Origin of the sequence: Pedobacter alluvionis (genome assembly GCF_003664035.1) — a bacterium.
In the GTDB taxonomy this organism is placed as follows: Bacteria; Bacteroidota; Bacteroidia; order Sphingobacteriales; family Sphingobacteriaceae; genus Pedobacter; species Pedobacter alluvionis.
On sequence record NZ_RCCK01000010.1, the window covers coordinates 368,795 to 393,666 of the forward strand.

Genomic DNA, 24,872 nt, shown 5'->3' on the forward strand with positions numbered 1-24,872 from the left:
GAGCCTCTCCCGTTTTTATAATATGCTTACAGATAAACCGAAAAGCCCATCTAAACCGAGAAAATCTACGTTCCGGCGCGTCGTCGAATGGTTGCACCTTTGGCTTGGACTTAGCTCTGGAGTCATTGTCTTTGTGGTCTGTCTGACTGGTGGAATCTGGGTATGGCGCCATGAAGTCTGGCATTTTACCGAAAAGTATCAGCGTGTACCTGTTCAGGAAAAACCTTTTCTGGCTCCTTCGGTGCTGATTGCCAAATCAGGTAACTATCTCCGGGCAAAAGACCATACTGAAATTACTCTACAGGGTATCACCTATGGCCGGGCTGGTCGATCGGTGATGTGTTCCTATGGATTACCCGATGAAAAATCTGCTGAGATTTATCTCAATCCCTACACAGCCGAAATTATTAAAGACAAACGGGCATCTGCCGCATCAGAAAACTTCTTTATTTTCATCAGGGCCGGACACCGTTTTTTCTGGCTTCCCCGAAACATAGGAAGTCCACTCGTAGGTGCTGCCTGCATCGTGTTCCTGGTTATTCTCATTACCGGTCTGATCTGGTGGTATCCCAAAAAATGGACTAACAAAACCAGGGAAAAAAGTTTCAGAATAAAATGGGATGCCAAATGGAAGCGGCTGAACATTGACTTGCATAATGTGCTTGGATTTTATAGCTTCATCTTTGTGATCCTGCTTACTGTTACAGGGATTGTATTTACTTTTGAGTGGTTTGAAAAAGCGATTTACAGCGGGCTGACATGGAAAGAAAAAACGGCGTACGAAAAGCCGCCACTTTCGGATACCACCATTACCCAGATCAAGTATCAGCAGCCTGTAGATTTACTGTGGAGCAGGATGAATACCGTATACGATCGTCAGAAAATAGGTACCCTCTGGATCAGTGTACCAGAAAAAGCAGAGGAACCTTACCGTGTATCGGTCAATTTTGGAGACGGAACGATCCTGTATAATTCCCGCATTCATTATTATGATGGAAAAACATTGAAAAAACTGCATTGGAAGAGTGATAGGGCTGTTGATTATGAGAAACTCTCAGTAGGAGAGAAAATATTTCGTATGAATTTTGATATCCACACCGGTCAGATCCTGGGATTGCCAACCAAAATCCTGGCCTTCATTGCCTGTATTATTGGTGCGAGCCTGCCTGTTACCGGGGTAATTATCTGGTACAACCGCAAATGGGGAAAAAAGAAGAAAAAGAAATCGGGTTTAGAACAATCCATGGAGTAGCTGGCCAGGTAGCAACGGGGGGAGTTAGCATTAAGTTTACAAAGCTTGGCGCTATCCTGCTAAACATACTCCTTACTTCCGTAAGGAACGGAATATAGGTTTTTCATCAATTGAGTTTGCAGACATAACATTCGAAACTATTTATACCCGTTTTCCTTACAGAGTAAGAGATTGCTGCTGATGTTGAGAAATGTTCTGAAAGCTCTTTCATCGACCCGAAAATGGAACCTCGGGATAACAAATATTGATTGTAGGATTTTTAACCGCGATCAACAACTTCTAAAATACGTTTTAACCGTTCTGCTACCGTTGTATCACCCGCAATTTCTATTACAGGGCAGTTCAGGCTTCCCAGCCAATTTTCGTGGATCCCTATATTTCTGCCTGTAAAAGAACGGTCGTCGTATTTTGATGCCCAATCTATAAATTCCAGAAATAATTTGTGCCGTTGCGCATCGTCATAAATCTGATTTCCATAACGTTCTATTTCCCTTTGCACCAGGCGTTTCATCCTGATTTCTTTTGGCAGGTAAAGGAAAACCGCAAGGTCGAACATTTGTTTCCATTCCTCGCCCCAGCTTACCAGCGAGCCGCCAACAATATAGTTTTCCGATTTTCTTAATTCGTCTTTAAGCAACTGGCTCCGTAATTGGGCTTCTCTCTTTACGGTATACGGAACAGCAGATTTTTCCCAGAAAAAACTATCCGTATCAAAGTAGGGGATATTTAACCGGGCAGATAACGTTTCGCCCAAAGTGGTAGAGCCTGCACAGGATGCACCAAGAATATGGATTTTCATGGAATAAAGATATTGCAAATTGTTTTAACGGTTTGTTAAAACTTGTAATGTGGTGAGGTTAAAGGCATCTTCTTTTGGATAACTTCTCATTAAAAAGGTACATTTAATGGATTGTGGGTCATCAAGAGCACTTGTTCGCGACCCGCTTATGAGTATAAGTTTATCATCACTGCTTTCCATAATTCTCAACGTGTTAATATGCGATCCTGCTTCGATTTTAACAATAAGCCTATTGGTAGACGTTGGGCCTACTATCAAATTAAGGAACAGCCACTTTCACTGAAATACACAATAAATCACCAAAAGCAGGAAACAAACATTTTTAGTGACATTCCCAATAATTATACTCCGCCAGAGTGTTATTTATTTAAGAGTGCTATAAATCCTGTTCTGAAATGGATTTATCTTTTTATCTGAATAATAAGTTGCAGAGACAACGTGGCCAAGTATGGCATGCAATTCAAGTAAAATAGAGTTTTTCATTTTCGGATTAAAATAGATTACATAATAAAATTCCGGTGGCTGTTCAGGATCCAGATAAATCCCCTTTAAGCTAAATCCCAAAATCTTTTTATCAAGTTTTTGTAGCTCTTTGGAGCTAAAATTGGTTTCCTTTAAGTACTTGGTTGGAGCCTCATTTCTATTGTATGAAACAAGGATGTCACCAGACTTTAACCATTCCAAGGTGAAATCGCCAGCCGGCATTTTATGCATAGGCTGCCAACGGGCTCTATTGTCCTTAGTTTCCAAACTCATAGAGAGATATGGTGCCGAGACCTGTCCATATGTTCCCTGCCAAATCACAAAAAGAACGAATGTTGATAAGATATGCTTTATCATTTTAATTGGATTGAAGACCTGTACATGTGGCTGTACCGTTTAAACGGGTTCTTGGATCACCAGGATTTGAACTCTGCTCATAATCTGATTTTAACATCAGGTCATCTTTGTTAATCTCCTTCTTACAAGATGTAATGATTGAGAATTTTAAAAACATTGAGCTTAGAATTTAAAATAGATTTTTTCATTTAATTGATTTTATAATACGTTATGTACTCTGGTAGAATACTTTGATAGCACTACTTATTATGACAAGTTTGTCAACCCAATGTTGTATGTCGGCTACAAATAAATATTTAACAACTGGGGTTCCCAGTCTAGCGCAACTCTTGGTACTTAGCCGGAACAAGGCCTGACTTGTGCTTTCGTTAACTCATTAATTGTTCAAATTAAAAAATCTAAAACACCTGGAACCCTTTTGATCAGGCAAAGGAAATGACAACCCAATTATATCTTTGGAATTACTGTTCTTCTCAGTATTTGCTTGTAAATCATTTAAATAGCTGATACTGCTCATATTTTTAACATGGTTTTTTTACAAACTTTATGCTAATAAACAGAGCGCAATATGAAAAAGATCCTGGTACCTGTTGATTTCTCTCCGGCAGCAGAGAACGCAGCTAATTATGCAACTGATCTGGCCTACAACATTGGGGCGAGGATAGAACTATTCAATGTTTTTCAGGTTCCTGTGGTCTCTCCCGTTGCAGCATCGATGGTATGGCCTTATCAAGAGTACAGCCAGATGGAAGATGACGCTAAAAAAGCATTGGAGAAATTGCTTCATAAGGTCGAAAAGAAATATGAAGCTGCCTATCAAGATTATAGCCTTAAACCAGAAGTGTATGCGAGATCTGTTCGTGGAGAAGTGGATGATGAGGTTTATAAATATTTTACCGAATGTAAAATGAACCTTGTTGTAATGGGATTAAACAGTGCAAGCAAGTTCTCCAAAATTTTAATCGGCAGTAATGCCAGAAAAATGATTGAGCGCGAAATACCGCTTTTATTGATCCCCACAGGCTACCAGTTCAGGAAGCCTAAAAAAATTGCTTTCGCCACCGATTTTAGCCACAGTGACATTCCTGTTTTATGTGCGCTTGCCGAATTTGCAAAACCTTTTAATGCCGATATACTCATTATGCATACAGGTAATTCAACATCAGATCCGGCAGTTTACAAAGAAACAATGGAAGGTTTTTTGAATCGGGTTGCCGACAGAGTCAACTATAGAAATATCTACCACAGGCATGTAAACAGTAAGCGGGTTAAGGATGGCCTGGACTGGATAGTAGAAAATGGTCAGATCGATATGCTAGCGATGGTACACCGGAAACACGGCTTTTTTTATCGCTTGTTTAATGGTAGCTACACGCTGAACATGTCTGATCATATTCAGATCCCGCTTCTGGTTTTACCGCCTGAACATCGCATTCCGATGTAAAGCCGGACGATCATAGTATAAAACTTAATTGTACAAATCTATTCCTAAACCAAAAACATGTATCCTAAAACAATGAAAGCCGCTGTTATCCATCAATATGGAGAACCTCTGGCCATAGAAGAACTTAAGGTAAGACCGCTCAACCAATACGAGATTCTGGTGAAAGTAATTTCATGTGGTGTATGCCATACCGACCTGCACGCCTGTAATGGAGACTGGCCGGTAAAATCAAAAATGCCATTGGTACCTGGTCATGAAGCCATCGGTTTGGTAGCCGCTATGGGGCATGATGTTAAAAGTGTTAAAGAAGGCGATGTAGTTGGCGTTCCATGGTTGTATAGTGCCTGTGGCTGTTGCGAATTTTGTTTAACAGGTTGGGAAACATTATGCTATGAGCAGCAAAATGGCGGTTATAGTGTTGATGGCGGTTTCGCAGAATATGTAATTGCCGATTCCAGGTATGTTGCCCATTTTCCTTCACATGTAAATTTTGCAGAAATGGCACCGATTATTTGTGCCGGGGTTACTGTTTACAAAGGTTTAAAAGAAACCGAAGTAAAAACAGGCGAATGGGTTGCTATATCGGGCATTGGCGGACTAGGCCATCTGGGGGTTCAATATGCAAAAGCCATGGGTTTTCAGGTTGCTGCAATTGATGTTTCAAACGATAAATTGGAAATGGCCAGAAAATTGGGTGCCGACATTGTAGTTAATGCGCTCGAACAGGATCCCGGGGAATTTCTTAAAAAACAAACAGGGGGAATGCATGGCGTATTGGTAACTGCTGTATCGCCTATCGCTTTTAGTCAGGGGCTTTCCGCATTGCGCAGAAAAGGTACTTTATCGCTAAATGGATTACCTCCAGGTAGTTTCGACCTTCCCATATTCGATACTGTGTTGAACAGGATTACCATCAGGGGTTCTATTGTGGGTACGAGAAAAGATATGCAGGAGGCCATCGAATTTGCCGTAGATGGCAAGGTGAAGGCGCAGATTAAGTCTGCAAAACTGGAAGACATTAATGAAGTATTTGAACAGATGAAAATGGGGGAAATTGAGGGAAGGGTTGTTTTAGATATTTCGGGAACAGCTTAGTAATAAATATTCAACATTAATTTTTGAAAAATGTTAGGAAAATTAGAAGAAGAGGAAGTTGAAAAGCTCCTTAAAGAGCAATATATAGGTCGTTTAGGCTGCCACGCCCATGGGGTGAGTTACATTGTGCCCATTAATTATGTGTACCGCAGCGGTACAGTTTATGCCCATTCTGCTCCCGGACAAAAAATCAGGATGATGAGAAGCAACCCACAGGTTTGCTTCCAGATTGACCAGATCCGTGACACCTTTAACTGGAAAAGTGTAGTGTGCTGGGGCAAATTTGAAGAAATCACCGATACTTCAGAAAAACAAAACGTTTTGCAGGGCATTATCCACCGGATGATGCCCTTAACCAATACACCATCTGAGCAGCCATCGCATGGCACAGGCAAAACAGATGCGCATGATGAAGAAATTATCGTGTTCAAAATTGTACTGCACCTGAAAACGGGCAGATTTGAGGTTAATGATAGGAGTAATTGATCCGTTTAAAACAATATGCTCAGTATTTGAATTAGGACAGGATGTTTAAATGAATAAAACCTGAAATCGCATGATTTCAGGCTTTAGTTTTTTCAGGCGGAGAGAGTGGGAATTGAACCCAACCTTTAAATCTCGCTCTATATTGGGTAGGGATGGCTTTTACTGTTCTCGCTGTTGCGATTTGTACATGATAGGCTTCGGTATCTACCGTGATTTCCTTTAGCTTTGCCCTTAAAGGATCATGATCTGGAATGATAATGAAATCTCCATGTTGCATTGAGCTTGTAGTTTCTTCCGGTGCAGCCTGTTGTTTACAGGAACTGGCTATCGCCATAAGGATAATCAAAGCCGGAATGAAAAGGTTATAGTTACTTTTTATTTTCATATTGATCTGTTTGCTTTATTGAATGTTTATTGCTGTTGTGGAAATGATATTCCAGCCAGTCTGCCAGGGCAACCATTAGGATGAGGTATATAATGGCCATCATCCAAAGTTTATTGGAGCGGGTTAAAGCCATTGGTTAAATTTTTTGATATACAGGGTTTTAATGAATTGTGTGAGCACGCAGTACGCAGCCAATATGCCGATTAACCATGGGAAATAGGTAATTGGTAATGGTTCCATTTTTAGTGAAGCCGCAAATGGAGAAAAAGGAATAAAGATTCCGATAACCATAATGAGCGAGGTAAGCGCCACCACAGGCGTAGTTGCCCAGCTTTGTATAAAAGGGATCTTCCGTGTACGGATCATGTGTACAATCAGGGTCTGAGATAATAAACCTTCTATGAACCAGCCACTTTGAAACAGCTGTTGGTGCTGGGGGCTGTTGGCTTTAAACACGAAGAACATCACGGCAAACATGGCATAATCAAAGATGGAGCTGATTGGGCCGATGTACAGCATAAACCTCCTGATTCCTGAAGCATCCCATTTCTTAGGTTCTTTGATAAAATCATCATCCATTTTGTCCCAGGGAATCGAGATCTGTGATACATCATACAATAAGTTCTGGATCAGGATCTGCACCGGAAGCATAGGTAAGAAAGGCAGAAATGCACTTGCACCCAACATGCTGAACATATTGCCAAAATTGCTGCTGGCCGTCATTTTGATGTACTTAATAATGTTTCCGAAAGTTCTCCGTCCGTAGATTACTCCTTTACGTAAAACCATCAGGTCCTTTTCGAGCAGGATGATATCGGCACTTTCTTTTGCAATATCAACTGCTGTATCCACGCTGATACCCACATCGGCATCCCTTAAGGCTACAGCATCATTGATTCCATCGCCCATAAAACCCACGGTATGGCCTTTTGCCTGCAGTATTTTAACTACTCTTGATTTTTGGATGGGACTGAGTTTTGCCAGAATGGAAACATCAGCAATTTGTTCCTGTAGCTCCTGATCGCTCATTTTTTCCATTTCGGTACCCAGTAATATCCTGTTGTAAGGAATACCTACATCCCTACAGATTTTTTTGGTTACAATTTCATTGTCGCCTGTAAGTACCTTAATATTAACGCCCAGGTTCTGCAGGGCCTCAATCGCAGTTTTTGCAGAAGGTTTTGCAGGGTCAAGAAATCCGATAAAACCGGTCAGGATCATCTGATCTTCGTCTATTACAGAATAGTTCAAAGCCCTATCGTCAAACTCACGGATAGCAACCAGTAAAACCCTTAAGCCTTCTGCGTTTAATTTTTTTGAGGTGTTCAGAATCATCTGCCTTGTGTTTTCATCCATAGGCATTACTTTATCCGATTCGATATGCAATTGCTTATCATCGCCCGGGTTAAAAGTATGGCTGCATAGATCGAGCATTTCTTCAACCGCACCTTTGCAGATGAGCAGGTGCCTGCCATTGCGCTGTTTTAAAACCACCGACATTCTGCGTCTTTGGAAATCAAAAGGGATTTCATCAACTTTTAAAAAGCTTTCTTCAACTTTCAGGTAATCATGAAGTTCTACATGCTCCAGTACAGCAACATCAAGCAGGTTTTTTAAGCCCGTTTGGTGAAAACTATTCAGGTAGGCCCATTTTAAAACCTCTTCATCATCATCACCAAAAATATTCAGGTGCCGTTCCAGTACAATTTTATCCATGGTCAGTGTTCCGGTTTTGTCTGTGCAGAGCACATCCATTGCACCAATATTCTGTATGGCATTAAGGCGTTTAATAATCACTTTATGCTTGCTCATATTCACTGCGCCTTTTGCCAGGTTAGCAGTCACAATCATGGGCAGCATCTCTGGCGTTAAGCCTACAGCCACCGCAATGGCAAAAAGTAAAGCATCCCACCAGTTTCCTTTTACCAGCCCATTAATCAAGAAGATAAGGGGCACCATCACCACCATAAAGCTGATGAGCAGGTAGCTTACCTTGTTTACCCCTTTATCGAAACTGGTTTCGGCCCGTTTACCTACAATTTCTTTGCTTAATGAGCCGAAATAAGTTTGGTTTCCGGTATTTACCACTATGGCGGTAGCGAAGCCACTCACTACATTGGTACCCATAAAACAGATATTATCAAGCTCAAACAGCGGTTTTTTTTCCGCATTTCGTATAACCAGATTTCTTTTTTCAACAGGTAGGGCTTCTCCGGTAAGCATAGACTGGCTAACAAAAAGATCTTTTGATTGTATAATCCGGCAATCGGCGGGGATCATATCCCCTGCAGAAAGTATGATGATATCGCCTGGTACCAACTTTTTGATGTCCACTTCTTTTTTGCCTACAAGTTTTCTTAAAACAGTAGCGGTAGTTTTAACCATACTTTTAAGCTGCTCGGCAGCACGGTTGCTCCGGTACTCCTGAGAAAAGCGCAACAGGGAGCTGGCCAGTACCATAATACCCACCATGGTAACGGTTTTGTAGTCTTCCATTCCCGTAGGGGCCAGCCAAACATCGAGGATGAAAGATATGATGGCAATGATGAGCAGTATACCTATAAAAGGATTTATAAAAGCCTGTAAAAGCTGTTTAACCCATGTAGGCGCTTTCTCATGGTGTACCTCATTTAAGCCAAAGTGGTTTAACCTTTCCTTTGATTGAATGGCCGAAAGCCCCTCCTCGCTACTTTCGAGAATGGCAAAATAAAAGTTATGGTCTGCTCTTGAAATATTTTGTAGTTTGGTACCCGCCGCTTCCTGGTTGTTATTTAACCATGTTTTTCTGTGCTCGGGAAGGATTCTTTTGATTTCTTTTGCAACTGTCATCTGTGTTGTTTATTAAGGATGGTAATTCAATTGTTTATAAGTCATTTTCGTCGCCGGCCTTGTTCCAGCTGACCTCAGAAACCTGCTGTTCTATGGTTAAGCGGCCCGCGATTTTTTCCATCGACGCATCTTCATTGTTATTGGCAAATATTTCGGCCGTAATAATGGCGGTTACCGGGTTTTCACCATCGGTGCTTTTTAACGATCTGAGTAAAAGCTTACTGTCGTTGCCGGTAAACTGTAGCAGCAAAACGCGGACATGGTTTTCTACATCCTGTCTGCATTTAATAATAAGTACATAAGGCACTGGGACATGCGTGTTTTTTAAAGGCAGGCGGCTTAGTTTTACGCCAACAGGGCGCATAAATACATGGGTGAGAATAACGAAAGTGGTAAAAATGCCAGCTTCAGGAAGAAGTCCTATTCCACAGGATGCGCCAACGGCTGCAGAGCACCATAAAGTTGCTGCAGTATTTAACCCACGCACGTTAAGTCCATCTTTCATGATGACTCCCGCACCAAGAAAGCCAATGCCACTAACTACGTAAGAGATTACCCTACCGGCAGCGTCTCCACCTTCCTTTACGCCTAAGGAAACAAACATGCAGGCACCAAAGCAAACGAGCATATTGGTCCTTAATCCAGCCATCCTTTGGCGCCATTGGCGTTCTGTGCCGATAGCGGCACCCAACATAAAAGCTATTGTTATTCTGAGGGTGAATTCAAAAAGTGTCATAAATTTCTTTTCTATGCCCCAAACCGGGCATAAAAGAAATTTATGCCTGAGGGGCGGTTAAACCATTAATTGTTGTTGTTTTGAAATAGGGGCCTGCGTCCATTATTGTTCTTTTTTATTGTGCTGCAAAAGTAGAAAATGCCTTCTAAAGAGGCTGTTAGAAGAGAAACAGAAATTTATTAGAAATTCATTAGAAAAGATCGGGCAGTTAGCTTATCCGAGGCGGAAAACCAATAAGGATCAATACAAATAATGCAGGATTACTAAAGATGTGGGATATCAATCCTGAACGTGCTGCCCTTGTTTACAATTGAATTGAGCTGTATAGTTCCCTGATGCATAGAAATGATTTTTTGGCTGAGCGATAGCCCTATTCCATTTCCTGAGCTAAAGTCTTTGTTTTTACCCCTGTAAAAAGCGGTAAAAATGTTTGGTATATCTTCAGGAGGGATTCCTATTCCGGTATCTTTAAAACTTAAACTGATTCGTGTAGCATTAAAATCAATTTCTATGGTGCACAAGTGATTTGGAGAAAACTTGCAGGCATTTTCCATCACGTTAATAAACGCCACTTTCAATAAATACTCGTTCCCGTTAATTAAGATATCATCATCATCCTCAATTTCGCGGGCAAACTGAACATCAACTTTATAATTTTCACTGATTTTAAGTACGGTTTCCCTGGCTTCCATTAAGAGTTCGTCTGCACGGAATTTTTTCTTGCTTACGGTGTTCCGATCATAACTGGCTTTTGCAAGATCGAGCAGGCCATTTGAGAGCTTTGCCAAACTTTGAGCATCATTTAGTGAAAGTTTGATGATTTCTTTATACTCATCCGTATTGCGTTCTCTAATCAGCGCCAGTTGTAGTTCGCCTATAATTGTTGATAATGGTGTGCGGAGTTCGTGGGAGATATTGCTGACAAAACTTTTCTGACTATCGAAAGATTGCTCCAGACGATCGAGCATACCGTTAAAGGTATGTGCCAGTTCGCCAATCTCATCTTTTTGGTTTTTTACCTGAACGCGGTTATACAGATTGGTCGCCGTAATTTGAGCTACCTTATCTACAATTTCGGTTACAGGTTTTAATGCCCTGCTAACAAAGTAATAGCCAGCGGCAATAGTTAAACTGATGATGATGATAAAAGAAACAATTAAAGCATATTTAAGCGCTTGCAAACGGTTTAAGCCATACTGGTCGCTAGCAGCTGCTGTGATTACATAGGTTTTTTGATGGTGCTCATAGAGCAGGCCTACCACCTGTAACGAACCCTGATCGAAGGTAATTTCTTTTTCCTGCACAATCTGATCGATCATTTTTCGTGTTTCCTTAACCTTGTCTATCTGTACCGCATCATGGTAAAGGAGGTGAAACGAGGTGTCGTATATTGCTACCTCTTCTTCAAAAAGCGAATTGGGCGTAGTTTTATAAATGAGCTGTAATACTGCTGCAGGTACTTTTGCATCAAAAAGCAGGTTAGCTTTTGTAATTGCTTCTCTTTTTAGCTGTTTATAATACTGGTCTTTTCTGGTCTTTGCAGAGTAGATATAAATAAATATCGCAAAGGCGAGGAGCAGCGAGGCAAAAAGCGTGAGAAATAACAACAAAAGTTTTACCCTTATTTTCATATTTGAGTTTTAATGGTAACAATGTTTTATCCTTCTTTAAATATGAAGCCCATACCCGGCTTGGTATGGATCAGTTTAACACTATGGTTTTTATCTATTTTCTTTCTGAGGTAATTGATATAAACATCGATAAAATTTGTGCCCGAATCAAAAGTGTCCCAAACTTTTTCAGCTATTTCCGTTCTGGACAGTACCCTTTCTGAGTTTCCCATCATATACTCTAATAAGCGGAATTCTTTAGGTGTAAGGTTAACGGGCTCATTGTTCCTTTGTACCATTTTGGTTTCCAAATTCATTTCAAGATCGGCAAAGCGGAGGATAAAACCCTGGCTAAAAGTATTGTTTAAAGCCTGGTTCCGATTAATCAAAGCCCTGATCCGTGCATGAAGCTCTCTGAAATCAAATGGTTTTACCAGGTAATCGTTTGCACCGGCATCAAAGCCTTCAATCTTATCATCGGTGGTACCCAATGCGGTAAGCATAATAATAGGGATATTGGGAAGGCTAAGCCGGATCTCTTTACACAGGTCTATCCCGTTTATTTTTGGCAGGATCAAATCCATAAGGATCAGATCGAATGATTTTGATAAGGCCAGTTTCTTTCCCATTTCTCCATCATAAGCAAGGGTAACCTGGAAACCAAGTTCGGTCAGCCCCTTATCGATCAGCTCAGCTACCCTTTGTTCATCTTCTATTACCAGAATCTGCATATCGAAAATTTATAAGTGCAAACTTCAATATTATTTGCCTATAATTTATGTTTTTGTGTTTTAAAAATTTTGGAAAAGGGTTTTAATGGTTACAGGAGAAACATTGTTGAACAGCCGTTGAATTTGGATAGGATGCGAACGAAAGCTATTTCAAATTAATAAAACCAGAAAATGAACCCATAAATTTTACAATAGGTTTTAATTAGAGGATACTTCTGCATAGTATCATTAATGTATAATGGCTCCGTTGTAGACCTGTTTGTACATCTAAAGCTTTACCGATAAGTAAAGAATAGGGTATAGCAAATCATGTTATTTTGCCGCTGCCTGGGAGATATTTTAGTGAAAAACGTCTAAGCAGGCAAGAAACATATCTCCTTTTTTGTCTTAATCTGATAGTTTAATGGCTGAACATAGCCTCACTTAAAAGGCATAAAACCGAATTTTGCGGCGTGAAAAGGTTAAGCCATTTTAAATGATCCCGGATTAATTAAATAAATAAGTCATGAAAAAAAAGCTACTATCTATATGTTTCTTTATACTATTAATTTGCTGTGGCAGGGGGCTGGCGCAGGAACAGGAAAATACTTTCTTTAAAGAACATCATCTTGTTATAAAGACCAATCTGCCAGCCATTGCATTAAGAAATATCAATATCGCAGGTGAAATAAGCTTAAGCCCGGATAACACCGCACACCCGCTTACCCTGTATATACCGGTGTCCTATAATCCCTTTAACTATGGTGGAGATGCCAAGCTAAAACACATCGCTGTGCAACCCGAACTAAGGCTATGGAAGGGAGAAGCTTTCAGTAAATTCTTTGTAGGCCTGCATGCGCATTATGCTTACTATAATGTAGGAGGTATCTCGGGGATTAACAGGCAACTGAAAGAAAACCGCTACCAGGGAAATCTTTTCGGAATGGGGGTATCGGGAGGTTATACGCACATGATCAATGATAGGTTTGGTGTCGAATCAGTTTTAGGTTTAGGCTATGCATTTATGGATTATGACGTTTATGATTGCCAGCACTGTGGCGCTAAAACAGGAGAAGAAAGCAAAGTTTACTTTGGTCCCACAAAATTTTCAATCTCATTAGTATACAAGATTAGGTAATAACCCAAAAATTAGTGAAAACAACGGTTGAATGATGCTTAAAAAGTGTTGTAAGGCCTTTCTATACAATAGATAATAGGAATAATTAAACACAATTAAAATGAAACCATCATGGGCAAACCTTATAAACATGCGCATGATAGCTTCATCAGTAATAAAAATAAATGATATAACGATGAAAAAGTTTATTAAAAATTATGCCTTTGTGGCATTCGCTGCCTTATCAATAGCAGCCTGTAAAAAAGATCAAAAAAACGGAGTTAATTTTAGCGGAAGTAATGGAAAAGATGCCAGGCTTCAGCTCATGGTAGCAGCGCCAAAATCTGTATCTACTTATGCCGTGGCAGATGACAATGCAACTGATGCGGAGATGAAAATCAATACCATAGATGTATTTGTGTATGATGATGGGGCACCTTTCACGCTTACCTCTTATGTCCATATCGATGGAAGTGATGTTTATGAAGCCGATGGAAAAACGATCAAAGCGCAATCTCTTGATGTGAAAATCGGTGCCAAACAGGTTTTTGCGGGTGTAAACCTTCCTCAGGAAATTGTAAACAAATTAATGTCAAACTACGCCAACATGAATACCGCTATCAACGTAGATATGCCTGCTTTGGTAAACGGCGATGGTTCTGTTGCCATGTTTAACGAAAGTATCAACCGTATCACCATTTCTGAAGACGGTGTCAACAAAATAACAGTACCTGTTAGCCGTTTAGTTGCTAAAACCAGTGTAAAATCTGGACAATCTTTAATGCTTTCTAATATAGCAGGTGGTAATTTGTCTGAACTTAATTATACTATAGGTCAGGCAAATACCAAGCAAATTGTAGCTCCTTTAGTTAACTTTAGAGATGCTAACTGGTTGGCTGCAGCGCATAATGCTTCTGATTTAAAATTGGTAGACGTTGCCACTTTCCAACCGGTAAATGCTGCCTCGGCTACTGTCGGTAGCCAAAATGTGGTATATGTGCCAGAGAATACCTCTAAAGAACATCAACACAATCAGGTAACCTATGTTAGTGTAAGGGCCAAGTTTACGCCGTCTGTACTAACCGGTACCAACCCGCTTGCAGCCGATGGAACATTCTACGCCGTATTTACCAATTTTGGGGTGTACTACTTTGGTGCATTAGAAGAGGCACAGGAATATGCTACAGCAAACGGAGGTGCAGCACCAATTACTTACAATAACGGCCATTGCTACTACCGTTTATATTTAAATCCAGAAGGAAACGTAATGGGTGAAGGCAAATATGACTTACTGAGAAACGTATATTATAATGCAACTGTTACCAAAATTAACGGTTTAGGAACTCCGGGCGAAAACCAGATCAATGGCGACAACGGCACGCCTGCTAATCCCGGAAAACCATTAATATCACCAGACCCGATATCACCTACAGATCCAATCGCACCATCTAAAAAAGTAAGCATAGAGGCTACCATTACCATTGTACCATGGGCTATGCACGTTGCAGATTACGAAATTTAAAATTTGTCTGAAGCTTTTTAAAGATGAATAAGCAGATTTCTGAATTGCAGAAATCTGCTTATTCCCATAACAAAAACGGCTCTTTTAAACAGCTTTATTTAGAAAATGCAATTATACCATTTTGAATATGAGAAGGATATTTATAATTATACTGGTGCTCATGGTGTCAGCCCAAGCTTGTATAAAAGAGAATCTGGAGGATTGTGAATTTAAGATAGCTGTTTATTTTACCCAACCAGATAGCTGTAATAATCGGCCGGTTTATACAAAGAGTGGTCAGCTCACTGTTTTTGCGTTTAACCAGTCGGGTATTTTATCGGGACGTTTTTCTAATGCCGGAGTTTCTTTCGGGTTGGATGAGCAAATTACATTAAACCTGAAACAGGGGGTTTATACCCTTGTAGCAGTAGCGGGATTAAGTGACGAGCATTTTGCAAACCAAAGCCTTATAAATGGGCAGACCCGTCTTAGCGAATTTTATATCCCCTCCTATGTAATGAAAGATGGTAATAAAGAAACAGAAAATGGAGCGTTTTTTATTGGAATACTGCAACAGGTTAAAATAACACAAAACAATGCATATTCAATAGCAATGAAATTAGTGGGCAAACCGCTCAATTTAACTTTAAATGGTGGTCTGGTTAACCATAGTTACCAGGCAAGAATAAGTTATAATGCCATTGGGTATAGCTTAACAAATAATTTAACCTACAATTTTGCTACAGATCATTTTACAATGGCAAAGCTTTATACCAATGCCATAAAACAGGATGTTTATCATGCAAATACGGGTGTTCTTTGGCCTGTCGGAAATCAGGCATCCAGGTTAATAATACGCGATTTAATTAATGATGTCGACATTTTTAATGCTGATATCAAAGCGCTACTGGCCAAATTTAGCCAGGTCGATTTTAACTGTGAACCTGTAATTGATATACAGATTAATTATTCCCTTTCCCATAATATTGAAATTGTTATAAATGGCTGGAAAGTGCAATACTCAGAAATGGAGCTATAGTTTAATCATAAAAATGGGTACTAATGAAACCATCATGAGCATACCTATTGGCAAACAGTAGTGAATATGCCCATGATAGCTTCATTGCCGCTAAAAAACAACCTGCGAAGCAAGCATGAGTTCCGTTAAAAAAGATAAAATAATAACGAATAATTATATGCTGATGAAAAAGTATCTATATGCATTTATGCTGATGTGTAGTATGGCAATTGTAAGTTGTCGTAAAGAAACAGCACAATTCGAAAGTATGCCAGATGGGGCAATAAATCAAAGGGTGAAACTCATGTTGAACCTGCCCAAATCTGTGCAGCCCAAAACCTATGCCATTACCGAAAATGATGAAAACAGGATAGCATCCATAGATTTGTTTGCTTTTAAAATAGTGGATGGCAAAGAACTTTTTTCATATTATACAAAAGGAATCATACTGGCAGCAGACGGCATGTTGGGAGAGGCCGCTTTTTATGCAGATCTTGTAAAAACTACAGACGATTACCGTTTTGTAATCCTTTGTAATGCCAGGGAGGAAGTACAAAAAGCAGCGGGTTCATTTATTGAGGGTAAACCTAAAGACGATATATTGTATAGCCTGGTTAAGTTAAGCTGTGAAAAATGGACAGCAGCAACTTCTGCCAATTTCACGCCTTTCCCGATGTGGGGAGAAGGTGGGGTTGTAAAAGGAGTAAATGCGCAAACCAGTAGCATGACTTTTAGTGTATTGCGCAGTTTGGCAGCCATAGATGTAGTTTTAGCACAAGATGCAAGCAATGATTTCCGGATAACTTCGATGAGTATCTTTAACGCTAACAACAGCGGTCAGATTGTGCCTTTTTCAACCAATTACGATGTAAATCATCAATCTGTAACAGAGGTAAGTTTACCAGCTTCTGTTCAGTTTTTACCGGTTCAGGATTATCACCTTGACCAGCCTTCCACCGAACTAAAAAATGAAATTTATCTTTTTGAGAGCAAAGCGGCCTCAGATGTCTTTACATCTGAGGCAACAGGGCTGGTAATTGGCGGAAAATACAAGGGCAGTACCCAGATTACCTATTACAGGGTAGATATGGTTGATGGCAGTGGTAAGCCCATCGCATTGTTGCGCAATCACCATTATACTGTAAATATAATTAAGGTAAGTGGTGCAGGTATTGCAGATAAGGAGTTGGCATGGCGTAACAGGCCCGTAAACATAACGGTAGGCATTACCCAATGGAGTGAAGCCAATTTGCCCGATGTGAATATCCCCGAAGTTTATGAGTTAAAGGTTGGGCAGGAAATTTTTCAGGATAATGGTGGAAGAAAACGGATAAACCTTGATCTTAATACCACTTATTCAGGCGGGTGGACCGTTACTTCAAGTACAAATTGGATAATTCCAGCCGCTGGTAGCGGCCCGGCCGGCCAGGCGCAAAACTTTTCTTTTAATGTAGCCAGTAATAAATCAGGCGCATCTAGAACAGGTACACTCACTTTCAAATCCGGAATGTTAAGTAAAACCATCAAGGTTACCCAGGCTGTACCAAACTTTGCAGATAATTTGCCAGGTCTTGATATCTATGTTGCCAAAACCGATCTTCCCGGTACACCTAACTGGTACCTCGCAGCGAATGTAAAGGATGGGTCGACATCTACATTAGATGCCTTGAAAATCCAGTTAAACCCTGCCCGTACAGGCAGCTGTGCCCAGGTATATGGTGAAGGCTGGCGTTTGCCCAACTATGATGAATTAACCCGCCTTATTCCGTACCAATACAATCAGCGTAGTGCTGTTGAAAAAGCTCTTCGTGAGGCTGGGGCAACTCTTTTTGACAGACAGTATTTTTATTGGACAGGTACAAATTATATCAATAATTCCTCTGGCGCCTGGGCCCATATAATTAACGCTAATCCTGGTGGGGGTACATTAAGCTCTACAACTTTAAAAACTTCTGTGAAATACAGGGCTAGGTGTGTGAAAAGTATCCCGTTGTAATCACAAAAACTTAACGCAAAATGCGATGAAACCATCATAAGTACACCGCTTACAAACAGCAATAAATATGCTTATGATAGCTTCATAACCAATAAAAGACAAATTATAGTCCAATGAAAATATTCAGCTATAACTTAACGGAAAAATGCCCATATAGCCTCTTAAAAATAGGGTATGTAGTGGTTGCTATCGTATGGTGCATAAGTATGCTATCCTGCCGGAAACAAGAGATTCTGCCCGCACAGGTACGGAACGAAAACACAAGAGCTGTAGATTTTAATGTGCAGTTGCCTGGCCATACAGAAGCAGTTAGTACCTACGCCATTACCGAAAACGAAGAGAATGCAATACATACAGTAAACGTATTGGCATTTAAAGTAACGAATAAAGGTTTGGAAAATGAAAGTGAAACCTTTGCTTACAGCGTAACAGGAACCAGTATTTCAACACCTGATGCTGCAAATAGCGCCGGTAAAAGTTTTAAGGCGGGTCTTAAAATAGATAACGACAATAATTACCGCTTTGTAGTGCTGGCCAATGTAAGTGAGCAACTTAACGGAATAACGATAAATGAAGGGGAGCGTAAAGAAGCAGTGATGGCAAAATTGGCTTTCTCTAAAATGGGTCAATGGAATGCCACTTCCGTAACAAATTATGATGCTTTCCCGATGTGGGGCGAAACGGAACCTGCTGTTATTACTGCAAATACAACTGCATTAAACAGCATTGCAATGGTAAGAAGTCTGGCCCGTATAGATGTAGTTCTTAAAGAAACTGCCGTGTCAAACTTTCGGCTCAGTTCAGTAAGTTTGGTTAATAGCTATGCTGAAGGGTTAATTGCACCTTTGAGCAATAACTTTAATGGAAATACGGTAACATCAGAAAGCATGCCATCGGCAGCACAGCGAAACGTTAGCCCGGTTACCTATCAGGTACTTTCTCCAGGCAAAAGCCTGCAACAGGAAATCTATGCTTTTGAAAGTCCTAAAAGTTCATTACAGCCAAACCAAACCACCGGTACAGAATTAATAATTGGTGGTAGGTATAAGGGAAGTGCTGTGGATACCTATTATCGGATTGCTTTTATGGATGGGTCAGGCAACGCCATACCCTTATTACGTAATTATAAGTATTCCGTTAATATTACTGCCGTAGGCGGAGCTGGTTATGCTAGTATCTCCAATGCACAGAATAACATTCCCATAAATATGGAGGTAGAACTGAAGCAATTAGATGATGGTGGCTTAAATGTAATCAGCACAGATGGCCAGTACCTATTGGCTTTAAGCACAGATCAGGCTGAGGTGGGTGCGGCAAGCGGGCAGGTTATCCCTATCAGAATTTCTTCACTAGGTGCTCCATGGTATGCGTACCGGGACCCTAAAGATGCAGGCTGGATAAGTGTTGCTACAGAAATGGATCCTGCAAGCGGTAAATGGAGTTTGCTGATCTATATCAACAGCAGTAACCTAGGTGTTTCCAGACCCAGAACGGGGAAAATCACCGTTAGGCTTGGCGATGCAAATACAACAATTGGCAGGATCAGTAAAACAATTACCATAACCCAGCGCAATACAAATTAGGCTGTAATTGATTGGAATCTTATTTTAAATGGACATGAAAACAAAAAACTATTTATTATGTGGCTTGCTGATGATGTTTATATCCTGTAAAAAGGATGCTAACATGGTATCTCCTGTTATAAATACTTCTCCTGAAAGTAACCGTACGGTGTTGGTTTACATGGGTGGTAACAATAATCTGAGCAACGAAACTTACGACAAAATAGAGGCACTTAAAACATCTTACACTTTGGGCATGGGCAAGTTGTTGATTTTCCAGGCTGCAAAAGGCATAAGTCCGAAGCTAATGGAAATTAGGGCTGGCAATAACGGGCATGCAGAAATCAAAATGCTGAAGACATATAATAACAGAAATGCAGCCAGCTGCGGTGTATTTAAAGATGTATTGCAGGATCTTGTAAAAGAAGCGCCCGCAGATTCGTATGGACTGGTGCTCTTTTCGCATGCGTCGGGTTGGTTGCCCGAGCGTACGCTGATTATGCCCCGCACTATTTTACAGGATAGCAATAAAGATATGGAACTGCCAGATTTTGCAGCAGCCATACCCGACCATTTTTTTGATTTCATGGTTTTTGAAAGCTGTTTTATGGCAGGGATAGAGGTAGCCTATGAACTTAAAGATAAAACAGATTATATTGTGGCCTCCTCTGCCGAGATACTTTCTCCGGGTTTTATAGAAATCTACCCGAAGGCGCTGCCTTGCCTTTATAAGCCAACCGCAGATTTGATATCTTTCGCCCAGCTATATTTTAATCATTACAACCAAAACGAAGGTGATTTGCGTGCGGCTACCATTGCTGTTATAAATACCAGAACATTACCCGCGCTTGGGGCATGGGTAAGGCATCATGCAGATGATACTTTTCAGGCACACGATTTAAAGGAGGTACAGCATTTCGACAGGTACCAGACGCATCGCCTGTTTTTCGATTTCGAAGATTATTACCGTCGCTTATCTCCTCCCGAAAGCCATAACGAATTAGCCATCCTGCTACAAAATACAATAGTATACAAAGCCGCAACTCCCCGGTTTCTATTGGGTTATAGTGGTTTTGTAATACACGAATTCAGCGGTTTAACCAGCTACATTCCCCAGGAAGATTTCGGATACCTGAATACAGCGTATAAGAAATTGAAGTGGACGGTAGCGGTAACTCGTTAAAGATTATTTTATGAAGCTGTCATGATTTATAAATCATGACAGCTTCATAGCCATTGAAGAAAAAAATAAACAAATGAAAAATCTGATATTAATAGGCTTGTTTATAACTTGTTTACTTACCTCCTGCAATGTCTCCACCTCAAAACAGGCAGGCCACCAGGATAAGCCAGGTGTAACCGGTAATTTCGAGGAAACCATTAACAATACCATACAGCACTATTGGGACAACCTCAATGTGATTGATACGGCAACACTTTTTAGAAAAGAGGTGGGCGAGCAACAACTGGTTGATTATCTGTATTTGCTAAATAAAACATCGGCAGGTTCAGCTCATGATGGTTTAATCACTTTGTTGGATAAAATGTTAACCAATCAGGCCTTATTCGATCATTTTATCGGTCTTATCGAAAAATATCTTGATCATCCTGATTCTCCGCTAAGGAACGAAGAGCAGTATATTTCCGTGTTAGAGTACTGTATTAAAGATGAAAGGTTAGATGCCAGATATAAGATAAGGCCACAATACCAGTTGAGCATGTTATATAAAAATAGGTTGGGGCATGCCGCAGAAGATTTTAACTACATCACACCTTCTGCCAATAAAGGTAGTTTGTCTAAAATAGATGCTCCGCTCACATTGCTGCTTTTTTATGATCCCGATTGTGAAAACTGTAGGGAAACCATCAGCCAGCTATCCAATAGTAAAATGCTGAAAGCGATGCAGCGTAAAAAAGAATTGCAGGTATTGGCTATTTACACAGCAGACAATCTTGGGCTTTGGAAGGACTATGCCTCTTCAATACCTGCCGAATGGATAAATGGCAGCGATAAGCAGCAAATACACAAACAAAAAAAATACGATTTACGGGCGTTTCCAACATTTTATCTGCTGGATAAAGATAAAAAAGTGTTACTGAAAGATGCCTATATGGATGTAGTTATGGATACCCTGGGTACGATTGCAAATAAAAAAATTGGTTAATCAGCGATCAAGATCAATGTAAAATATATATTTATAGATATGAAATGTTTTAAAGTTCCGAATCAGGTTTGGCTTGTATTATGCTTATTGCTCAACTCAATTAACAGCCTCTCACAACAACGTAAACAGGATTTAAAAAAGGCAATCGAAACCATCGCCGGTAAACACGCCGCTAAAATAGGTTTTGCGGTAGCTGATCTCCAGAATGGGGATACCATTGGGTTTAATGGAATAGCCCATTATCCAATGCAAAGTGTATATAAATTTCATCTGGCCTTAGCTGTGCTAAAACAGGTTGATGAAGGTAAGTTGACGCTTGATCAGCAGATTCTTGTAAAAGCCAAAGATCTTTTACCCAATACCTGGAGCCCCCTTAGGGATAAATATCCTCAGGGTAACGTGTATATTCCGCTTGCCGAAATATTGGGATATACAGTATCACAAAGCGATAATAACGGTTGCGACATCTTGTTCAGGTTAGTTGGCGGGCCAGCAAAGGTAAACCAGTTTATCCACGGCATTGGCCTAAAAGATGTAGCCATTGTAGCCACAGAAGAGGAGATGCATTTGGATGAAAAAGTTCAGTTTAAGAACTGGAGTACATCTTTTTCGGCTGTACAATTGCTGAAGATGTTTTACGACAAGAAAATACTTTCTAAATCTTCTGGTGATTTTCTCTGGGATATTATGGTGAAAACTGTTTCAGGGCCAAACAAGATCAAAGGTTTACTCCCTAAAGGGACCATAGTGGCACATAAAACGGGTAGTTCTGGTATAAACTCAGCAGGAATTACAACTGCAAGCAATGATATTGGTATTGTTGCTTTACCAAATGGGAAACATTTTGCCATTGCTGTTTTTGTATCAATGACAAAGGAAGAGGAAAAAGTAACGGATCAGATCATTGCCGAGTGCAGTAAAGCCACCTGGGATTATTTTTCGAAATGACATACTTGTTTCTGGTATTGGCTATAAAACAGCCAAATCTTTAAATGCTTTTTTACTATGCTGCGCTCACCCACCGGTTCTCAGGTTTCTGATCCTCAGATTTTTATTTAAATTAGTCTTATGAGAGAAGTCATACAGCATCACGGTGTAGATTTATCATGGACAGAGGACTTATCGGTTCAGCTCAATGGTTACGTTGACGGAAACTTCATCTGCATTCCCGAAGAGTTACAATCAGGAACCTGTTATGCTATAAAAGTAAATGAATATATTTCCGTATATGTTACAGACGTTACCTATAACACCTCTATGGTTTTTCGCTACAGAAATAAAAGTAGTGATTTTGTAACTCTGCACTATGATTTTACAGAAGGTAATGCCGTAATTATTCTAAACGAAGAGCTAAAATCAGTTGGTCGCTGGGCGTATAACGAGGCTTTTGTAGACAGTTGTATGGATGTCGATTATGAAATTAAAAAAGGCAGCAAAGTTTATAGCATCACCATTTTTATTTTAAAGGAAGAAATTAAACGTCAGCTTTCATTTATTCCACAGTTCGACCAAATACTGGGTGCTTTATTTGATCCCGAGCAAAATACATTTATCCGCTTTAGTAGGGGAAGTAATCGGTCCTGGTGGATTGCTGATGAATTACGCAAAGCCAATCAGCAAGATCCCCTGTATGAAACACTCCTTAAAGGCATTGTTTATTCCTTACTTAGTGAGTATATGGATGGAATACTAACTCAGGAAATTTTGATTGAAAAGGTATCAAAAGAAGATCTGGTTGGAATTATCGAATCTCAGTCTTTTTTAATTGCAGCGCTGAGAAGACCATTTCCGGGAATAAAAGAACTATCTGCCCGTGCCTGTATGTCAGAAACAAAATATAAGACTTTATTCAAAAAAATTACGGGTAACACCGCAAACTCCTTTTTTTTAGAAAATAAATTATTTCATGCCCGTGAGATGCTCGAAACCGGTTTACACACCATAAGTGAGGTGGCCGATCATTTTAACTTTACTACGGCTTCGCATTTTACGGATCAATTTAAAAACTTGTATAATGTACCTCCTAAAGATTACCTGAATCATTTTTAACCAATGAAAGAGGGAACTTTACATATCAAACACAGGTTTGAATTAACGGCCGAATGGCAGCAGGAAATCGTAGATGGCTTGGGAAATAAGTTAATCGACGATAAATACATGATTCATGATGGCCGTGCAGCTACCGGCTTTTCTTTATTTTTAGAGGTAATGCCTGGCCTGTCGGTATTGCTGATGGATGTAGTTTATCATATTGATGTGGCCTTTACAAGGATGGCCAGTCGCGAACCTCTTTACCTGATGTATTTTGATTTGAATGAAGGATTTAGCACACGCATTGTAGAAGGTGATGGACAAAAAGTGCGCTACAGCTCAAATATTGGCATGGGATTTATAGATTCTGATACACAAAGTACGCTAATCCCTTCGCCGGGGGAAAGGTATTACAGCCTTCGTATTTTTGCGAGTAAACAGCTCATCAACTCCATTGTGGGGGAGGTTACGCTCTTTTTTAATACCCATGTGGATAGTGCCAGCCGGTTAATTCTTAATGAGCTGAAAGACCGTCCTTTCAATACACCTTCTTATGAATTGCTGTTAAAAGGCGTTGCACTCAGGGTATTGACCAATACGTTAAATAGGGTGAGGGAACTGGAAAACTCAGATCATAAAATGTCGAATACCGATGTTAAAGGGGTTATGGAGACAGTAAAGTATTTAACTAGTGATTTGTTGATGGATTTTCCGGGTTTAGAAACTTTGGCCGAGATAGCGGGCATGTCTATTTCCAAGTATAAAATTCTTTTTTCCAAAATGATGAACAATAGTCCTCAAAGATTTTTCACAAAAGAGAAACTATCACTGGCAAATAACTTGTTGCAAAAAGGCACTTTTGCTTCAATAAAAGACGTAGCCCTTGAACTTGGCTACGGCAAGCCTGGACATTTTGCTTCTGTTTACAAAAAAAACTTTGGATATCTTCCAAGCGATGTTTTTGTGAAAAAAGTAAGTGTTTAGATCATTCTAAATATTTGGTGGTTAACCAAGCTGGTGGAAAGCGAGGGATTGAGCCAAGCCTAAAATTCTACTTAAAATGGCTTGAAAATGCCCCCTGCCAGTCCGAGCGGATTGCAATTAGATAAAATCTGCTGGTGCGAGTTTTTAACTCGTACCGATATAGAAAAGCCATAGTTCTAAAATTTAGAAAGTCGCAATCTTAAACTTTCATAATTTTCGAAGCATAATAATTATAGATTATCTAAATTGCTGTAAATTAGATAAACAGAACAAAATGAGCAGAAAATATAAGTTTTATAACAAAGAGGGGCT

Annotated in this window: 22 protein-coding genes; 14 read left to right on the forward strand and 8 right to left on the reverse strand. The window is 40.0% G+C overall.

Going from position 1 to position 24,872, the window contains the following annotated elements:
• Nucleotides 1-22: 22 nt before the first annotated feature.
• Nucleotides 23-1,252: a PepSY-associated TM helix domain-containing protein gene (locus tag BCL90_RS01635; protein ID WP_121282216.1), complete on the forward strand. Its 1,230-nt coding sequence runs from the start codon at nt 23-25 to the stop codon at nt 1,250-1,252.
• A 259-nt stretch (nt 1,253-1,511) separates the two neighbouring features.
• Here BCL90_RS01635 and BCL90_RS01640 read toward each other — a convergent pair whose 3' ends face one another.
• Together BCL90_RS01640 and BCL90_RS01645 are read right to left on the reverse strand one after the other, a co-directional pair.
• Nucleotides 1,512-2,051: an AAA family ATPase gene (locus tag BCL90_RS01640; protein ID WP_121282217.1), complete on the reverse strand. Its 540-nt coding sequence runs from the start codon at nt 2,049-2,051 to the stop codon at nt 1,512-1,514.
• Between the two features lie 363 nt (nt 2,052-2,414).
• The gene (locus BCL90_RS01645) at nt 2,415-2,891 is read right to left on the reverse strand and encodes a hypothetical protein (RefSeq protein WP_121282218.1); all 477 of its coding nucleotides are present in this window, start codon (nt 2,889-2,891) and stop codon (nt 2,415-2,417) included.
• 568 nt (nt 2,892-3,459) lie between these two features.
• On the opposite strand from BCL90_RS01645, the gene BCL90_RS01650 reads away from it, so the two are divergent.
• From BCL90_RS01650 to BCL90_RS01660, 3 genes are read left to right on the forward strand one after another with little or no spacing between them, the layout of a single operon-like run.
• Complete coding sequence (locus BCL90_RS01650; protein ID WP_121282219.1) at nt 3,460-4,335, forward strand: universal stress protein; 876 nt, start codon at nt 3,460-3,462, stop codon at nt 4,333-4,335.
• A 57-nt stretch (nt 4,336-4,392) separates the two neighbouring features.
• A complete protein-coding gene (gene adhP, locus BCL90_RS01655; RefSeq protein WP_121282220.1) occupies nt 4,393-5,430 on the forward strand; it encodes an alcohol dehydrogenase AdhP in 1,038 nt (345 codons plus the stop codon).
• Between the two features lie 30 nt (nt 5,431-5,460).
• A complete protein-coding gene (locus BCL90_RS01660) occupies nt 5,461-5,916 on the forward strand; it encodes a pyridoxamine 5'-phosphate oxidase family protein (RefSeq protein WP_121282221.1) in 456 nt (151 codons plus the stop codon).
• Between the two features lie 76 nt (nt 5,917-5,992).
• Here BCL90_RS01660 and BCL90_RS01665 read toward each other — a convergent pair whose 3' ends face one another.
• The 6 genes from BCL90_RS01665 to BCL90_RS01685 form a co-directional block, all read right to left on the reverse strand.
• A complete protein-coding gene (locus BCL90_RS01665) occupies nt 5,993-6,301 on the reverse strand; it encodes a hypothetical protein (protein ID WP_121282222.1) in 309 nt (102 codons plus the stop codon).
• A complete protein-coding gene (locus BCL90_RS25540; RefSeq protein ID WP_166792150.1) occupies nt 6,285-6,434 on the reverse strand; it encodes a hypothetical protein in 150 nt (49 codons plus the stop codon). The genes BCL90_RS01665 and BCL90_RS25540 overlap by 17 nt, the downstream gene beginning before the upstream one ends.
• The gene (gene mgtA, locus BCL90_RS01670; RefSeq protein ID WP_121282223.1) at nt 6,425-9,130 is read right to left on the reverse strand and encodes a magnesium-translocating P-type ATPase; all 2,706 of its coding nucleotides are present in this window, start codon (nt 9,128-9,130) and stop codon (nt 6,425-6,427) included. Before mgtA ends, BCL90_RS25540 begins: the two co-directional genes overlap by 10 nt.
• A gap of 34 nt (nt 9,131-9,164) precedes the next feature.
• On the reverse strand, nt 9,165-9,866 hold the full coding sequence (locus tag BCL90_RS01675) for an MgtC/SapB family protein (protein WP_121282224.1): 702 nt from the start codon (nt 9,864-9,866) through the stop codon (nt 9,165-9,167).
• A 263-nt stretch (nt 9,867-10,129) separates the two neighbouring features.
• Nucleotides 10,130-11,497 carry a sensor histidine kinase gene (locus BCL90_RS01680; RefSeq protein ID WP_121282225.1) on the reverse strand — a complete coding sequence of 456 codons (1,368 nt, stop codon included), beginning with the start codon at nt 11,495-11,497 and terminating at the stop codon, nt 10,130-10,132.
• A gap of 26 nt (nt 11,498-11,523) precedes the next feature.
• A complete protein-coding gene (locus tag BCL90_RS01685; protein ID WP_121282226.1) occupies nt 11,524-12,207 on the reverse strand; it encodes a response regulator transcription factor in 684 nt (227 codons plus the stop codon).
• 505 nt (nt 12,208-12,712) lie between these two features.
• Between BCL90_RS01685 and BCL90_RS01690 the strand changes: the two genes are divergently transcribed.
• The 10 genes from BCL90_RS01690 (at nt 12,713) to BCL90_RS01735 (ending at nt 24,560) form a co-directional block, all read left to right on the forward strand.
• A complete protein-coding gene (locus tag BCL90_RS01690) occupies nt 12,713-13,324 on the forward strand; it encodes a DUF3575 domain-containing protein (RefSeq protein ID WP_121282227.1) in 612 nt (203 codons plus the stop codon).
• Nucleotides 13,325-13,499: 175 nt separating this feature from the next.
• On the forward strand, nt 13,500-14,825 hold the full coding sequence (locus BCL90_RS01695; protein ID WP_166792151.1) for an Mfa1 family fimbria major subunit: 1,326 nt from the start codon (nt 13,500-13,502) through the stop codon (nt 14,823-14,825).
• Between the two features lie 127 nt (nt 14,826-14,952).
• Nucleotides 14,953-15,843: a FimB/Mfa2 family fimbrial subunit gene (locus BCL90_RS01700; RefSeq protein WP_121282229.1), complete on the forward strand. Its 891-nt coding sequence runs from the start codon at nt 14,953-14,955 to the stop codon at nt 15,841-15,843.
• A 163-nt stretch (nt 15,844-16,006) separates the two neighbouring features.
• Nucleotides 16,007-17,818, forward strand: coding sequence for a FimB/Mfa2 family fimbrial subunit (locus BCL90_RS01705; protein ID WP_166792153.1), 1,812 nt, complete (start codon nt 16,007-16,009; stop codon nt 17,816-17,818).
• 113 nt (nt 17,819-17,931) lie between these two features.
• Complete coding sequence (locus BCL90_RS01710) at nt 17,932-19,401, forward strand: FimB/Mfa2 family fimbrial subunit (protein ID WP_121282231.1); 1,470 nt, start codon at nt 17,932-17,934, stop codon at nt 19,399-19,401.
• Nucleotides 19,402-19,435: 34 nt separating this feature from the next.
• Nucleotides 19,436-20,563: a clostripain-related cysteine peptidase gene (locus BCL90_RS01715; protein WP_244095030.1), complete on the forward strand. Its 1,128-nt coding sequence runs from the start codon at nt 19,436-19,438 to the stop codon at nt 20,561-20,563.
• Between the two features lie 73 nt (nt 20,564-20,636).
• Nucleotides 20,637-21,545, forward strand: coding sequence for a DUF5106 domain-containing protein (locus tag BCL90_RS01720; RefSeq protein ID WP_121282233.1), 909 nt, complete (start codon nt 20,637-20,639; stop codon nt 21,543-21,545).
• 39 nt (nt 21,546-21,584) lie between these two features.
• Entirely contained in the window at nt 21,585-22,493 is a 909-nt protein-coding gene (gene bla, locus BCL90_RS01725; protein WP_121282234.1) for a class A beta-lactamase, subclass A2, read from the forward strand.
• Nucleotides 22,494-22,613: 120 nt separating this feature from the next.
• Nucleotides 22,614-23,594 (forward strand): helix-turn-helix domain-containing protein, encoded by a 981-nt coding sequence (locus BCL90_RS01730; RefSeq protein ID WP_121282235.1) that lies wholly within the window; start codon nt 22,614-22,616, stop codon nt 23,592-23,594.
• 3 nt (nt 23,595-23,597) lie between these two features.
• Complete coding sequence (locus BCL90_RS01735; protein ID WP_121282236.1) at nt 23,598-24,560, forward strand: helix-turn-helix transcriptional regulator; 963 nt, start codon at nt 23,598-23,600, stop codon at nt 24,558-24,560.
• Nucleotides 24,561-24,872: the final 312 nt, after the last annotated feature.